This window comes from Qipengyuania sp. NPDC077410 (genome assembly GCF_044543405.1).
In the GTDB taxonomy this organism is placed as follows: domain Bacteria; phylum Pseudomonadota; class Alphaproteobacteria; order Sphingomonadales; family Sphingomonadaceae; genus Qipengyuania; species Qipengyuania pacifica.
Map to the genome: position 1 here is coordinate 176145 of NZ_JBITWB010000003.1, position 15304 is coordinate 191448.

The 15304-nt window shown below is 59.0% G+C and carries 11 protein-coding genes and 1 pseudogene; 7 read left to right on the forward strand and 5 right to left on the reverse strand.

All coding sequences use genetic code 11. The annotated features are described in order from the left end of the window. Nucleotides 1-35: 35 nt before the first annotated feature. From ACIGGE_RS14475 to ACIGGE_RS14490, 4 genes are all read right to left on the reverse strand, one after another. Nucleotides 36-1523, reverse strand: a complete 1488-nt coding sequence (locus ACIGGE_RS14475; RefSeq protein ID WP_397490889.1) for an MFS transporter — start codon at nt 1521-1523, stop codon at nt 36-38. A 34-nt stretch (nt 1524-1557) separates the two neighbouring features. Continuing rightward, nucleotides 1558-2424, reverse strand: coding sequence for an alpha/beta fold hydrolase (locus ACIGGE_RS14480; RefSeq protein WP_301643021.1), 867 nt, complete (start codon nt 2422-2424; stop codon nt 1558-1560). Nucleotides 2425-2448: 24 nt separating this feature from the next. Next, on the reverse strand, nt 2449-4137 hold the full coding sequence (locus ACIGGE_RS14485; protein WP_397490890.1) for a PHA/PHB synthase family protein: 1689 nt from the start codon (nt 4135-4137) through the stop codon (nt 2449-2451). A gap of 89 nt (nt 4138-4226) precedes the next feature. Then, the gene (locus ACIGGE_RS14490) at nt 4227-5537 is read right to left on the reverse strand and encodes an FAD-dependent oxidoreductase (protein WP_397490891.1); all 1311 of its coding nucleotides are present in this window, start codon (nt 5535-5537) and stop codon (nt 4227-4229) included. A 182-nt stretch (nt 5538-5719) separates the two neighbouring features. Between ACIGGE_RS14490 and ACIGGE_RS14495 the strand changes: the two genes are divergently transcribed. The 4 genes from ACIGGE_RS14495 to ACIGGE_RS14510 all read left to right on the forward strand — a co-directional run bounded on the left by ACIGGE_RS14495 (nt 5720) and on the right by ACIGGE_RS14510 (nt 12774). Further along, nucleotides 5720-7936 carry a bifunctional diguanylate cyclase/phosphodiesterase gene (locus ACIGGE_RS14495; RefSeq protein ID WP_234036347.1) on the forward strand — a complete coding sequence of 739 codons (2217 nt, stop codon included), beginning with the start codon at nt 5720-5722 and terminating at the stop codon, nt 7934-7936. Between the two features lie 173 nt (nt 7937-8109). After that, nucleotides 8110-10251, forward strand: coding sequence for a putative bifunctional diguanylate cyclase/phosphodiesterase (locus ACIGGE_RS14500; protein ID WP_397490892.1), 2142 nt, complete (start codon nt 8110-8112; stop codon nt 10249-10251). Between the two features lie 47 nt (nt 10252-10298). After that, complete coding sequence (gene lepA, locus ACIGGE_RS14505; RefSeq protein ID WP_397490893.1) at nt 10299-12134, forward strand: translation elongation factor 4; 1836 nt, start codon at nt 10299-10301, stop codon at nt 12132-12134. A 313-nt stretch (nt 12135-12447) separates the two neighbouring features. Further along, complete coding sequence (locus ACIGGE_RS14510) at nt 12448-12774, forward strand: DUF6481 family protein (protein WP_103023665.1); 327 nt, start codon at nt 12448-12450, stop codon at nt 12772-12774. Between the two features lie 38 nt (nt 12775-12812). Here ACIGGE_RS14510 and ACIGGE_RS14515 read toward each other — a convergent pair whose 3' ends face one another. Next, a complete protein-coding gene (locus tag ACIGGE_RS14515) occupies nt 12813-13241 on the reverse strand; it encodes a hypothetical protein (protein WP_397490894.1) in 429 nt (142 codons plus the stop codon). A 71-nt stretch (nt 13242-13312) separates the two neighbouring features. Between ACIGGE_RS14515 and ACIGGE_RS14520 the strand changes: the two are divergent. From ACIGGE_RS14520 to ACIGGE_RS14530, 3 genes and pseudogenes are all read left to right on the forward strand, one after another. Continuing rightward, a pseudogene (locus ACIGGE_RS14520) lies at nt 13313-13438 on the forward strand (hypothetical protein); the annotation flags it as partial. 30 nt (nt 13439-13468) lie between these two features. Continuing rightward, nucleotides 13469-14395, forward strand: a complete 927-nt coding sequence (locus tag ACIGGE_RS14525) for a patatin-like phospholipase family protein (RefSeq protein WP_301643015.1) — start codon at nt 13469-13471, stop codon at nt 14393-14395. 12 nt (nt 14396-14407) lie between these two features. Further along, nucleotides 14408-15304 (forward strand): nucleotidyltransferase, encoded by an 897-nt coding sequence (locus ACIGGE_RS14530; RefSeq protein ID WP_301643014.1) that lies wholly within the window; start codon nt 14408-14410, stop codon nt 15302-15304.

Sequence of the window (15304 nt, forward strand, 5' to 3'; positions counted from 1 at the left end):
AGGTTCCACATTGCAACCGACCTGTCCAGTGATGATTAGGCTGCGCGTTCCGGCATTCGGACGGTCAGCAGGGTAGCGAAACCGATGATGAAGAGAATGTTGATCGAAACCATCCCGATCCGCTGATCGCCCGACCAAAGGGTAAACTGTTCCACCAGCAGCGGCCCCATCCATACGGTAATCGTCCCGGCAATGGCGTAGAGGCCGAAGAATTCGCCACTGCGGCCCGGCGGGGCAAGCGTCACCAGCATCGTGCGGCCAGACGAAATGCTGGCCGTAACAGTGATGGCGACCACGCTGATCAGCGAAAGGTAGACGATGTCCGAAAGTGTCTGGAAGACCGGGCCGTCCCAGACCTGACTGTTTTCGATCAGGCCGAGAAACAGGGTTTCGCGGGTTATGCTGAGCTGCGTTAGCCCGGCGAGGACCATCAGCATGATTTCGACCAGGAGGGCGCGCTTGACGCCGACCTTTGACTCCAGCCATCCGCCGATGAGACCGCCGGCAAAGGCGCAGGCGCTGGCAAAAATGGCGTAGCACAGCATTTCCAGGAAATTCCAGCCGAGGAAGAGTGCCACGTAGACCGCGCCAAGCGCCAGGAGGGCAGCCATTCCATCGGCATAGAACATGCGTGCTACGAGGAATTTCATCAGTTCGCGGTAGTGGGTCGCTGCACGAAGAGTGCGCCAGACGCTTACTGCGCCGTCCCGGAAAGCCTTGGCCCAGCTCGCACCCGGAACGCCGGGATCGCGTGCATTTAGAAAAAACGGGATGGAGAACACGGCAAGCCAGACGGCACATATCGGCCCGGCAAGCCGCGCATGTTCGAACTTCGAAAGATCGACGCCGAACTGCGGGATGGCAAACGGCCAGCCGATCGCGGCGGGCAGAACAAAAAGCAACGCGATAGCGAGGAAGATTAGCGTTGCAGCAAGATTGCCCAGACCGAGGCCCAGACCCGAGATCATCGCCAGCCGCCTGGGTTCGCCCGCAACGCTGAGCATGGCATTATGTGTGACCTCGGAATAGGTGTAGCTGACATAGGCGACGACCAGCAGCACCATGATCGCGCCTACGCTCAGCCCCTGGCCGCCCGGCATCGCGAACCAGAGCATGGCAGAACAGACGACGATCGATCCGAGGAAGATTGCCAGAATGGGCTTGAGCCGCCCGCCGCGGTCCAGCGCGGCACCCAGAAACGGCGCGGTGAGCGCGGCGATCAATCCGGCCCATTTCGTTACCGAGGCAATCGTTGCCTGGCCTTGCGCATTGGCCGCTGCAAGCGCCTGATCGTCCGGCAGACCGGCCAGCGTACCACTGGCGAGGAGATCCGCCCCGATGATGTCCCGCGCGAAATAGGGCGCGAAGATGTAGATGACGATGAGGATGTAATAGGGATTGCGGGCCCATTCGAAGATCGCCCATGAAAATCCGGTCCGGCCGAGCGCACCGCCTTCACCGCTGGTCTGGCGTATCGGCTGATTTGCGAGCGGATTTGCGGCAAGCGCGGGATCGGTGGCCATCGTCAATTCCTTATGATCCCGGCCGTCCCGCTGTTCAGGCGGCTCTGGCCAGTTCCGCTTCTGTGGTCGGAGCGTCGAGAAATGCTCTCAGCTTGCCAATGCACTGATCGGCATGCGTCAGCAGGAAGAGATGGCCGCCGCCTGCTATGACTTCCAAATGCGCATTGGGGATCGCGGAGGCGAGGATGCGGCCATTGACGAGTGGGACGATCTGATCATCGTCGCCCATCATCACCAGCGTTTCCTTCTTCATCAAGGGCAGGGCGGGAAGGCTCGTCCACCCCAGCATGGCGATAAGCTGGTAGAAATATCCCCGCGGTGATGGCGGCTTGAGGCGGCCGATGTGGCTGGTCTTCTGGTTTGCCCCGCCGTCGGGATCGATACCGCCGTAGAGCGTCTGGAAATGCTCGTTCATATACTTGGGATCGATGTAGCGGCGCGGATTGGCCATCTTGGTCAACGCGGCGGGATTGCCCGGCACCATGAGCATCCCTGCCGTCGTGGCGGCCAGGACCAGTCTGTGGGTCCGCTTGGGATATTGAAGCGCGAAGTGCTGGGCCATGGCACCCCCCCACGAAACACCCATCACATCGACTTCGGCGATCCCGAGCTGATCCAGTACCTGCCTGGCCGTCCAGCTCATCGTGAAAGGATTATACGGCAACGCGGGATCGGGGCTTTCGCCCGTTCCCGGCATGTCGAACATTACGAAGGCGCGTTCGGTCAGCTTTTCGGCCAGCGGGGCGACTGCTTCGATATTCGCGCCGATACCGTTGAAGAACAGAATCGGGGGATGATCAAGGTCGTCGTCCAGCCGCCAGGTCGCCACGCGCAGGGTCCGCCCACCAGCCTCCATCATTTCGATAGTGGCGGTCATGGGTTCGTTCTTCGATGCGGTCACTCAATGATCCTTCAAGACTGCCTGTCAGCAGGATTCCAAGACGTACTGGCCGGGCGCCGGGTCCAGGGGGGCGTATTGCTTGGTCCCGAGCTTGGCAGGGGCTTTCTTCTTCTTGCCGGAACGCGTCTGAACCCAGTCTATCCAGTAAGGCCACCAGCTACCGGCGACTTCTTCGGTTCCCTTCAGCCATTCATCGGCCGTAGCGGGGAGCTTCTTTTCGCCATCGCCCTGAATGTAATATTTCGCCTTCGGATTTCCCGGAGGGTTCAAAATGGCCTGCATGTGGCCGGAATGGCTGAGAACGTAGGTCACGTCCTTCGACCCGAACGGCTGGGTCGACCGGTATGTCGCCTTCCACGGTGTGATATGATCGGTGACGCCGCCGAGGATGAAAAGATCGCTCGTGACCTTCGACAGATCGATCTTGTGATCGACCATCTCGACCTCGCCCTTTTTCGTGAAGGCCAGTGTTTCGAACACCGTCAGGAAATCGCCCATCAACGCGCCCGAAAGATTGGTCGCATCGGCATTCCAGAACAGCACGTCGAAAGCGGGCGGGTCCTGTCCGAGCAGGTAATTGTTGATGACGTAGTTCCAGATCAGATCGTTCGGGCGCAGCCAGGCGAAGCCGCGGGCGAGGTCGTCTCCCTTGATGATGCCCTTCTTCGCGGCGCGATGTTTGGCGAGGGCAAGACCGTTCTCGCTGACCAGCGAACCGGCCTCGATATCGTTCTGCTTGGGGTGGAGAACACAGACCATCAGTGTGAGCGCGCCGAGCAGATCGTCCTTGTCGGACGCCATCTTGCTGGCCAGCATGGTAGCGGTCTGACCGCCGGAGCATCCGGCGGAAACGTTGACCTTTTTGCTGCCGGTGATCTTGGCAACCGCTTCCAGCGCCTCCCGACAGGAATTGACGTAATCGGCCATGTCCCAATGGCCTTGATCCTTCGTCGGGTTCTTCCAGCTTATGACGAAGGTCTGGATGCCGTTGTCGAGCTGGTATTTCACCACCGATTTTTCCGGCGACAGATCGTTGATGTACATCTTGTTGATCTGCGGTGGGATAGTGAGCTGGGGGATCTCGTAAACCTCGTCCGTCGTCGGGGTATACTGGATCAGCTCCATCATCTCCGTGCGCATTACTACGGAGCCCTTGGACGTGGCGACGTTTTCGCCAAGCTTGAAGGGCTTCTTGTCGACCTGGCTGACCATGCCCTTGTTGTAGACCATGTCGTCATAGGCGTTCTTGAGCCCCTTGATCAGCGACAGGCCGCCGCTGGTGATGGCCATCTTCTGGGCGGAAGGATTGCCGATCAGCGTATTGGTCGGGGCAAGACTGTCGATGATGATATTCGAAACGAAGCGCGCACGATCCCGCTCCAGCTCGTCCAGCTCAAGATCTTCGAGCCAGTGCGATGCGCCCTTCTGCACGGCGAGGTAATATTGCATTCCGGCGCGCATGAATGGGTTGTATTGCCAGGCCGGGTCCTGAAAGCGCTTGTCCTTCGGATTGGGGGCGAGATCGCTCTTGCCGGTCATGATCTTGATCATGTCCTCGCCCATCGTCCGGCTGTGCTTCATCAGACGCTGCGGGTCCGAAGCCGTTTCGCGTAACATGACCGCGACCGCACCGAAAATGTCTTCGCGTGTCAGGCCGACAAGGGGCCCGAGCGCGCTGGTCGACTGGGCAGCTTCATCTTCGAGCTTCGCCATGGTTTTCGGTTCTCTCCACTTTTGACTGCCGCTCTGTGTCGGCATTTCGGCAATTCATGCGGGCCGGCCACGGCTTTGGCAAGCGGGCTTCACAATCCGCGCGCAGCAATCATGCTTTCGATGTCGACGAATTTCTCCCGCGGCGACCCGTCGCGCGCGGCGGCGATCTCCGCTTCCTCGATCTTTTGCCAGTCGCGGAATGTGACGATATCGAGCCGGCGCTCTGCCGCCAGATCGTCGAATCCCTCGCGCCCCCGTTTGCGGTGTCCCGATCCGATATCTTCATCGACGATATCGATGACGGAATAGCCATCGGGGCGGTTCGTGCCGATTGTCCCGCTGGGCCCCCGCTTGGCCCAGCCGACGCAATATAGCCCGGGCAGGATGCGGCCCTGATCGTTGGCGAAGCGGCCTGCACGTTCGTCGAACGGTACGCCTTCGATTGGCGACGTCTCGTATCCGATGCAGGTTATGACGATATCTGCCGGTATGCGGTAGGTTTCGCCGGTGCCGATCGCACGGCCAGCCTCGACCACCGTCCGTTCGACCACCACGCCTGTCGCTCTGCCGTCCATCACATCGATCGCCTTGGGGCTGGCAAAAAAATCGAACTCGATCGCGATGGGTTTCTCGCCATGAATATTTGGTGGAATGGCGGCAAATTCGCGCAGCAAAGTTACCGATTTGCGCATTCCCGGCTCAAGCACGGCATCGTCATCGAGCGGCGGCAGGTCGGCGGTTTCGACCTGTGGACTGGCCCGCTCCAGCTGCAGGAGTTCCCCAAGTTCCTTGGGGGTCATCATGATTTGATGCGGCCCCCGGCGGCCAAGGATGGTGACGCTTTCGAGGCTGCTGTTTCTCAGTGCATCAAGCGCGTGGGTGACGATGTCCGAACCGGCGAATTCGTCTTCGGTCTTGGACAATATTCGCGCTACGTCGAGCGCAACATTGCCCATGCCAACGACAACCGCATGGCGGCCAGAAAGATCGGGGTTCAGATTGGCGAATTCGGGATGGCCATTGTACCACCCGACAAATGCCGCACTGCCGATGACATTCTCGGCATCGGATCCCTCAATGCGCAGCAGGCGATCTTTCGGCGCGCCGGTGGCGAGAATGACCGCATCGTACAATGATTGCAGTTCTTCTATCGAGACATCGCGGCCGATCGCGATATTGCCAACGAAACGCACGGTGTCGCCGATAGCGGTTTTTTCGTAACGTCGCGAAACGCCCTTGATCGACTGATGATCGGGCGCGACACCGGTGCGGATCAGCCCGAAAGGAACGGGTAACATGTCGAAGACATCGATACGGGCTTCATCGCCCCATTTCTTAACGGCCGCTTCCGCAGTGTAGTACCCGGCCGGACCCGAACCCACGATTGCGATGTGCCGCATGTCCTTCTCCCGCAAGACAGTGCGTTAGATGCACGTCTGCCGTGCGCATGGCAAGTTCGTCGAAGCCGTCCGACTGCTTGGCAGCGGGATTATGCCTTTGGAAAGAAATTGCCGGTAAATGCAGTAGTTACCCGGAGCTTTCGGGCCGCTTTCCGGGTTTTTCAGTTAGAGGTAAGCTTTAGATGGGTGGGTTCTTCTCGCGGGCGACGCGGGCCAAAACAATGGAGGACGAGGCGCTGGAGGATGCGCCGCTTTGCCCCATTGCCGCATCCGATGCGGCGCGCCGGGTTGAACTTCTCGACAGTTTCGAAGCCGCCGGGCTCGGCTGGTTCTGGGCGACTGACGCTCAGGGTCGCCTGATCTATCTTTCCCAGAATGCCGCTCTCAAGCTTGGCTGGAACGACGGCGAGGCCATCGGAAAGCCACTCGGCGATCTCTTCATGACCGAGCAGGATGACGATCCGAACCGGACCGAGCGGCCGCTCGCTTTCCTGCTCAGTGCACGAAATTCGATCAGCCAGTTGAACGTCAGGCTCGCGGTTGCTGGCCAGGAAGTGTGGTGGGAAATCGCCGGCAAGCCGCAGTTCGATGAAGCGCAGCGCTTCACCGGGTACCGCGGGAGTGCGAAAGACATCACACGCAGCCGTGAAAGCCAACGCGATGCCGAACGGCTCGCGCAGTATGATTCGCTGACAGGGCTGTCCAATCGTCACCGCATGACCAAGCGGCTGTCGGCAACGCTGGCGGCCTACCGGAATTCCAAACGCTCCTGCGCCCTTTTGATGCTCGATCTCGATCGATTCAAACAGGTCAACGATACGCTTGGCCATCCAGCCGGCGACGAATTGCTGAAGCAGGTAGCAGCGAGACTTGGTCGTATTGTCGGCGACAAGGGCGAAATCGGTCGACTGGGCGGTGACGAATTCCAGATCATGCTTCCCGACATCGATGACCGGGGTGCACTGGGTGAATTGGGCCAAAGGCTGATCCAGATGATCTCGCAGCCTTATTCGATCAATGGCGCGCGCGCGATCATCGGTACATCTGTCGGCATTGCGATTGCACCGTATGATGGGCTCGACACTGAGGAACTGGTCAAGGCCACCGATCTCGCGCTCTACGCCGCCAAGGGGGGCGGGCGAGGCCAGTATCGATTCTATTCGAGCGATCTGCAGGATGGCGCCAAGCATCGTCGGCAGGTCGAGGAAGACCTTCGCGACGCAATTACCAATAGCGAACTGTCGATGCACTATCAGCCACTGATCTGCGCAAAGACACACACCGTGCAGGCCTGCGAGGCTCTCATGCGGTGGGAACATCCCGAACGGGGCAGCATATCGCCCGGCGTCTTCATCCCGGTGGCCGAGGAAATCGGGATCATCAAGGAGATGGGCGACTGGGCGCTCAGGGAAGTGTGTCGGCAGGCCAAGGAGTGGCCGGTCGATTTACGTGTCGCAGTCAATGTCTCCGCGATCCAGTTTTCGCATGACGACTTTGCGCATGTGGTGAAAAATGCGCTGCACTATAGCGGGCTTTCACCCGACAGGCTCGAACTCGAAATCACCGAAAGCGTTTTTCTCGGCGATGCTGACCGATCGCAACGCATGTTCGCAGAACTGAAGGATCTGGGCGTTCGTCTGGCTCTGGACGATTTCGGTACCGGTTACAGCTCGCTAAGCTATCTGCGCACGGCACCTTTCGACAAGATCAAGATCGACCAGAGCTTCGTCCGGGGTGCAACGGAAGAAGGTAACAACAACGCCGCTATTCTCAGTGCCATTACGGGCCTTGCAGCAGCGCTGAAGATGGATACGGTCGCAGAAGGCGTCGAAGCGGAAGACGAACTGGCGCTGGTCACTGAACGCGGCGCGACGCTGATCCAGGGACATATTTTTTCGCGTGCGATCTCGCACGAGGAACTCCTGGAGCGCCTCGAACAGGGCAAGCTCAAGTACGAACCGCGCGGCCCCGCCAAATATCGCGCGGACCGCAAGCGCGTTTTCCGCCGGATCGGTCTGATCCACGAAGATAGCCGTTACAAGGTCGTGATGCGCAACCTGTCGAAGACCGGCGCGATGATCGAAGGTCTGCTGGATGTCCCGCAAGGAACCGATATCGTTCTGGATCTCGGCGGTGGTCAGTTGGCTGTAGCGACTGTCCGTCGTTCGAAGGGGTCGATGCAGGGCGTCGAGTTCGAAACGCAGCTTATCAGCGATGGCGCCGATGGCCTTTGCACCCGTCATCGTGTGTCGCCCTACCAGATCGAGGCAGCCGGGCGCCCCCTGGCCGCTCTCACCCAGGATGCGTACTCGATGATGGTTGCGGAGCAGCTTGGCTCAGGTCGAAAAAAGTTCGTCGAGGTTGAAGTCGGCAATCCGAAGCCCGGAAGCGGAATCTGATCGGCTCGGATGTGTCGTTAGGTTAAAAATAACCATTACTATCTAGGCCGGTCGTACCGAGGCAAATTGTTGCATGAGGCGGCACGACGATGGGGGCCATGCCCTTTTCCGATTTCTTGAGAGGAAGAAAAGCTGAGGCTGAGGCCCCGGCCGAAGATGTATCACGCCCCTTATTGGCTACCTTCGCCCGTTCCGAAAAGCTGGACGTGGTCGAAGAAATCGAGCGCAGCGGTGCATTGGGCTTCTGGGCGACCGACGCCCACGGTCGGATCGTTTACCTTAGCCCGGCAATTCTCGAAGGTCTGGGTATAGATTTTGCACGCGCTTCCGGCGAACCTCTTCAGCAATTGCTGGTACCCGTCGACGGCGATGGCGACGGTCGATCTCTGGGGCTGAGGCTCAATACCCGCAAGAGTTTTGCCAATCTGACCGTACAGGCCGGTGATGAGCAGAACGACATCGTCCTCCGGCTCTCGGGCAGGCCCCTGCACGACGATGATACGAACTTTATCGGATTTCGCGGCAGCGCAGTCGACGTTACACTTGATTTCCGAAGCGAAGAAGAAGCCAACCGTCTGGCCAAATTCGATTCCCTGACCGGTCTGGCAAACCGCCACCGGATGGAACAGCGGATTGATTCCACGCTGCATGCCTTCAAGAGTGCGCAGCGCAGTGCAGCCCTGATGATGCTAGACCTCGACAAGTTCAAACAGGTCAACGACACGCTCGGCCATGCTGCTGGCGACCAGTTGCTGCAGCAGGTGGCAGAGCGTCTCACTAGCGTCATCGGCGGACGGGGGGAAATCGGCCGCCTTGGTGGCGACGAATTCCAGATACTCGTTCCTGATATGGACGACCGCGGAGAGCTTGGCGAAGTTGCCAAGAAGATCATCCAGATCCTTTCGCAGCCCTATTCGGTCGAAGAAGGTCGAGCGATCATCGGGTGTTCGGTAGGCATCGCGGTTGCACCTTATGACGGTATCGAACGCGATGAACTGTCTCGCGCCGCCGACCTGGCTCTTTATGCTTCAAAGAACGGGGGGCGCGGCCAGTTCCGTTTTTACGCAGCCGATCTCGAGCACGAGGCGAACCTGCGCAAACGGATGGAAGACGATCTGGCCGATGCCATCGAGAGCGGCCACTTCACGCTCGAATATCAGCCGGTCGTTTCGCTTGAAGACAATCGCGTGCTCTCTCTCGAAGCCCAGTACTGCTGGGCGGACGAGGAGCGCGGCCGCGTGCCAGCGGATACCTTTCTGCCGGTCGCCGAAGGCAGCCGCCTGATTGTCCCGATCGGGGAATGGGCCATTCGACGTGCGTGCGAAGACGCGCTTTCCTGGCCGGATAGTCTGCGGGTGTCACTCCATATCAGCCCCGTCCAGTTCGAGGCCAACGGTTTTGTCCAGTGTATCGAGCAGGTGCTGGCGGACACGGATCTCGATCCCACGCGGCTCGAATTGCGCTTTCCGGAGAAGGTGCTCCTCGGAGATGCGTCGAAACTGGATAAGGCGCTCGGGAGTCTGTTCAAGCTCGGAGTGCGGCTCACCGTCGACCAGTTCGGTTCGGGGCTCTCCTCGCTCGCTTATCTGCGGCGGGCGCCGCTGAGCGCGTTACGTATCGGTGCGCAATTCTTCGAACCGATCATGGGCAACGATCTCGGCGATATGGATCTCGTTCGGGCGGTAATCGCGCTGTCTGACGCCATGGGAATGGAGACGACGGCCTCCGGCGTCCACGCGCTCGATCTCATGCACGAACTGAAGCGGCTCGGCATCGATCAGGTCAGCGGCTTTGTCTATTCCGAGGCGCTTTCGAACGAACAGGTATGTCAGGAGCTCGCCAATGGGGAATGGACGCTTGCGCCCACGGATAGCGGTACCCAGCGCGCTTCCCGCCGGACGGTCTTCCGCAAGATCGGCGTGATCCACGAGGATCACTATTACGACGTCACCCTGCGCAATCTTTCGCGCTCCGGCGCGATGATCCAGGGGCTCGAGGACGTGCCGGTCGGGACCATGTTCGTGCTCGACTTCGGGCAGGGCCAGCTGGCTGTGTGTACCGTTCGCCGGACGATGGACGATACGCAGGGCCTCGAATTCGAACAGGAACTGGTCGATGACGGGGCAGGCGGGTTGTGCACGCGGCACCGCGTGAGCCCTTACGAACTCGCGACGGCTGGTGTGCCGCTGGCCGCGCTTTCGCCGGGCAAATATGCCATGGCTCCGGATAGCGGGGCAGGGGCCGGCTTCGCGCAATTCAACCTTTCGGCCAGCGCTCCGAGACAGACCGGTCGCAAGGAAGCGGCACAGGTGTAGCTTTGTCTGCTGACAGGGCGGCGCGGCGCGGCTAATGGGGCGGCGCAATGACCGACCTTTCCAAGATCCGCAATTTCTCCATCATAGCCCACATCGACCATGGCAAGTCGACGTTGGCTGATCGGTTGATCCAGTTTACCGGGGGGCTGACCGACCGGGAGATGTCCGAGCAAGTCCTTGATAACATGGACATCGAGAAGGAGCGGGGCATCACGATCAAGGCGCAGACCGTGCGCCTCAACTACACCGCGCGCGACGGCGAGACCTATGAGCTGAACCTCATGGACACGCCCGGCCACGTCGACTTCGCCTATGAGGTCAGCCGCAGCCTGGCCGCGTGCGAGGGCGCGCTGCTGGTGGTGGACGCGGCGCAGGGCGTGGAAGCGCAGACGCTGGCCAATGTCTACCAGTCCATCGAGCACGACCACGAGATCGTCCCCGTCATCAACAAGATCGACCTGCCCGCCGCCGAACCGCAGCGCGTGGCCGAGGAGATCGAGGAAATCGTCGGCATCGAGGCCACCGGCCCGTGGGAGGAAGGCGGCGCCGTCCTCACCAGCGCCAAATCGGGCATCGGCATCGAGGAAACGCTGGAAGCGCTGGTCAAGCGCATCCCGCCGCCCACGGGCGACCGCGACGCACCGCTGAAAGCCATGCTGGTCGACAGCTGGTACGACCCCTACCTCGGCGTCGTCATCCTGGTGCGCGTGATGGACGGGGTCATCAAGAAGGGCCAGCAGGTCAGGTTCATGCAGGGCGGCACCCAGCACCTGACCGACCGCGTCGGCTGTTTCACCCCCAAGCGCACCGACCTGCCGGAACTCGGCCCGGGCGAAATCGGCTTCATCACCGCGCAGATCAAGGAGGTGGAGCAGGCCCGCGTCGGCGACACCATCACCACGGTGAAGAACGGGGCGCCCGAGGCGCTGAAAGGCTACAAGGAAGTCCAGCCCGTGGTCTTCTGCGGCCTGTTCCCGGTCGACGCCGCCGATTTCGAGAAACTGCGCGACAGCATCGGCAAGCTGCGGCTGAACGATGCAAGCTTCAGCTACGAGATGGAAAGCAGCGCCGCGCTGGGCTTCGGCTTCCGCGCCGGCTTCCTCGGCCTGCTGCACCTGGAAATCATCCAGGAACGCCTCAGCCGCGAATACGATCTCGACCTCATCACCACGGCCCCCTCGGTCGTGTACCGGGTCCACCTCGGCCATTCGAAGAACGAGGACGCCAAGACCATCGAGATCCACAATCCCGCCGACTGGCCGGACGTCAACCGGATCGAGACGGTGGAAGAACCGTGGATCAAGGCGGTGATCTACGCGCCCGACGAATATCTCGGCGCGATCCTCAAGCTGTGCCAGGACCGCCGTGGCATCCAGACGAACCTGACCTATGTCGGCGGCCGCGCGCAGGTGAGCTACGAATTGCCGCTGAACGAAGTGGTGTTCGATTTCTACGACCGGCTGAAATCAATCAGCCGCGGCTATGCCAGCTTCGACTATGAACAGATCGGCAGCCGCGAGGGCGACCTCGTCAAGATGAACATCCTCGTCAACAACGAGCCGGTCGATGCGCTGTCGCTGATCGTTCACCGCAGCGTGGCGGAAGAACGCGGCCGCGGCATGTGCGAACGGCTGAAGGACCTGATCCCGCGCCATTTGTTCAAGATCCCGATCCAGGCCGCCATCGGCGGCAAGGTCATCGCCCGCGAAACCATCGCCGCGCTGCGCAAGGACGTGACCGCCAAATGTTACGGCGGCGACATCACGCGCAAGAAGAAGCTGCTGGAGAAGCAGAAGAAGGGGAAGGCCAGAATGAGGGAATACGGAAACGTCTCGATCCCTCAGGAAGCCTTCATCGCAGCCCTGCGTATGGGAGAAGAGTGAGTCTCCCATTTTGCGAGGATGCGGGAGCGCCCGAAGGGCGGCCTGCCCGGCGAAGGCCGGGGGGTAATGCGAGCATTCCGCATCAAGCGTTCATCGCGGCGCTGCGGATGGCTGAGAAATGACCCCCATTCTCAAACACGCCCGCGTGCGGTAAGGCGACCTGTCCCCGCGCACGGCGGGGCGTAATGCGAGCCTTCCGCGGAAGGCTTTCATTGCCGCGCTGCGAACGGGCGAGGCGTAATCGCCGCACCCCGCGCAGCCCGATTTTTCCAGCCGGCAGCCTGCCGGCCAACCAGAAACGACACGATCCCTAATGCCTTCATTCAAGCAACCCACTTTCCAGGAACGCGCAGCCATGGCCGACAAGGCCCGCGAAAAGGCGCTGAAGAAAATGGCCGCCAAGCCGCCGGTCGACCCTGAGGTCGAAGCCAAGCGCCGCGAGGCCCGCCTGGCGCGCGAAGCCGCCGCTGCCGAAAAGAGCGCCGCACGCCGCGAAGCGATCGCCAAGGCCAAGGCCGAAAAGATCGCCGCCGCCGAGGCAGCCGCCGAAGCCGCCGCCATTCCGGAGCCGACCGAAGCGGAACTGAAAGCCAAGCGCGACGCGAAATACGCCGCCCGCAAGGCGCGCAAGAAGCGGTGAGGGGAGGGCGGCCTGCGGGAGCAGGCCGCTGTTTGTCTTTAGCGGACCCTTGTCGGGCCATCCGCATCGGCGGAATTGAACCGCACATGCGTGAGATAGACATCGCCGAGCGCGGTCCGGCATGCCAGGTTGAATTCGGCATCGACACCGGACTGAGTTCCCAAGACAGCGGGGCCATTGGCGAACAATGTGTCCTTGCCGTTGAGGTTGAACATCATCGGTACAAGCGAGAAGCCGTTCGATTTCAAGTTTGCGAGAAAAGCCTTCAGGTCTGCGTCGCTCACTCCTTCAATTACGAAATTGTAGGTCGCCCGAACGGGCAATTCCGGCCCCTCGCCAACGACCGGCGCGCGTTTACCGGGGCAGGCCTGCGTTAATTCGACCGGGTTGGTTTCGGGCTCCCATCGTGCGCATCCTGCCAACATAGCGGCAAGTGAAATGGTGGTGAAAATGGCCGCTTTGTTCATGGTGTCCTGCTCCCCTCCTCTGCGCGGAGCACCGTTTCAATGAAGGCTTAAATTTTTGCGAAGACCCCAGTGGAGACGTCACACGCAAGAAGAAGCTGGTAGAGAAGCAAAAGGGCAAGGCGCGGATGTGGGACTATGGGAACGTGACTATCCCGCAGGAGGCGTTTACTGCTGCGCTGCGGATGGGTGAGGAGTGAGATCCTGATACACGCAGAAGAATTGAGCAAATGAGCGGATCGCAGCCTACGTGCAAAATTCTCGCACTTGATGGCGGGGGTGCAAAGGGGTTCTATTCCCTTGGAGTCCTAAGGGAAGTTGAAGCTACCCTTGATCATCCTCTTCACGAGGAATTTGACCTCATTTTCGGGACAAGCACCGGTTCGATCATAGCCGCCCTGTTGTCGCTGGGAAAAAACGTTGATGAGATTCACTCGATTTATCGCGATCATGTCCCTTCAATTATGAAGGCGAAAAAAGCCTCAGAGAAATCGTCAGAACTGCAGAGAGTGGCAAAAAAAATTGTTGGCAATTTGGGATTTGATGCGGTCAAGACCGGATTAGGCATCGTTGCAACAAAGTGGCAACAAGAAACGCCTATGATTTTCAAGAGTCTTGAAACTCAGGCGCACGGAAGAAGAGCAACTTTCCAACCTGGATTTGGCTGTAAAATCTCAGATGCGGTGGAGGCTTCTTGTTCGGCATTCCCATTCTTTGAAAGAAAAAGAATTGTTACGGGGGCAGGCGATGAATTCGACCTTTTCGACGGTGGTTATTGTGCCAACAATCCGACACTTTATGCATTAGCTGATGCAACTCAGGGTTTAGGATTCGATCCGACAGCCTGCAGAGTATTGAGCGTAGGTTGTGGACAGTATCCAGAGCCAAGTCGGGGATTTTTTGCGCGAAGAGTTAAAAGCTTCTTGCCAGTTCAACTGCTTCAAAAAACCCTCGAGGTGAATACTGCGTCAATGGACCGGTTGAGGCAAATATTGTTTGCAGAGGTGCCGACCGTTCGAGTTAGCGACACGTTCGAGCGGCCGGAGTTGGCCACAGATATGTTTGAACATGATCTGGAAAAGCTAGCATTATTGAGGCAGCAAGGTGCTGAATCTTTCGCACGCCAAGAGAAAGAGATAACGGCACTTTTGCATTGATTGCGAGGCTTAATGGCAATTTCCGAGCATCAACTCGAAGTGTGGTCTCACCAAGGATCGACGCAGCAGTCTGCCGCAACCTATCAAACCATAAAACGCGTTTTAGAGGATCCTAGAGCACCCTTCTCGAATCGAGGGTTCACAATTTTCCTACAGGGGTCCTACGGCAATGACACAAATATTTATGCCGATAGTGATGTCGACATAGTTATCTGCCTGACTTCCGTATATTACAGTGATACCAACAACTTAGACCCCGATGAAAAGACGCGCTACGAAGCTAATAGGAATCCAGCCAGCTATAAATTCAGTGATTTCAAGTCGGAGGTTACGGATTGGCTGACCTTACATTTCGGATCGGGCGTCACTTCGGGAAATAAGGCAATCTTTGTTCCGGGAAGTAGTGGGCGGCGCGACGCCGATGTAATTGCTTGCGTGGAAAACCGCGATTATTTTTCATACCCTGATCGAAGCCCGCCAGAATTCCATAGCGGAATCGCTTTTTGGACAAATAATCAACAAAAGATTGTAAATTATCCGAAGCAGCATCTGTCAAATTGTAGCAACAAGAACGGGAACACGAGGACCCGCTTCAAGCCAGACGTCCGAGTTTTGAAGAACATGCGTAATGCCGCTGTCGACGATGGAGTGCTTTCAAGAGGCAAGAGCCCATCGTACTTTCTGGAAGGAATGTTGTATAATATTCCAAATCAATTGTTTGATCCTTCCCGTCAAACCACATTTGAAAACGCGTTTTCGTGGCTCTCAAGTTGCAATTTGGACGATCTTGTTTGCGCCAATGAGAGATTTTATTTGGTTCGCGACGGTTTGCCTAACTGCTGGAAAGCGACTGACTTTCGTGACACCCTAGCTGCGCTGACGGAATTCTGGCGGCACGGAGCGCGATAG

Coding starts and splice junctions, on each gene's coding strand:
- ACIGGE_RS14490 (WP_397490891.1), bottom strand. CDS start 5,537: ATGCGGCACATCGCAATCGTGGGTTCGGGTCCGGCCGGGTACTACACT.
- ACIGGE_RS14530 (WP_301643014.1), top strand. CDS start 14,408: ATGGCAATTTCCGAGCATCAACTCGAAGTGTGGTCTCACCAAGGATCG.
- lepA (WP_397490893.1), top strand. CDS start 10,299: ATGACCGACCTTTCCAAGATCCGCAATTTCTCCATCATAGCCCACATC.
- ACIGGE_RS14495 (WP_234036347.1), top strand. CDS start 5,720: ATGGGTGGGTTCTTCTCGCGGGCGACGCGGGCCAAAACAATGGAGGAC.
- ACIGGE_RS14485 (WP_397490890.1), bottom strand. CDS start 4,137: ATGGCGAAGCTCGAAGATGAAGCTGCCCAGTCGACCAGCGCGCTCGGG.
- ACIGGE_RS14525 (WP_301643015.1), top strand. CDS start 13,469: ATGAGCGGATCGCAGCCTACGTGCAAAATTCTCGCACTTGATGGCGGG.
- ACIGGE_RS14510 (WP_103023665.1), top strand. CDS start 12,448: ATGCCTTCATTCAAGCAACCCACTTTCCAGGAACGCGCAGCCATGGCC.
- ACIGGE_RS14515 (WP_397490894.1), bottom strand. CDS start 13,241: ATGAACAAAGCGGCCATTTTCACCACCATTTCACTTGCCGCTATGTTG.
- ACIGGE_RS14475 (WP_397490889.1), bottom strand. CDS start 1,523: ATGGCCACCGATCCCGCGCTTGCCGCAAATCCGCTCGCAAATCAGCCG.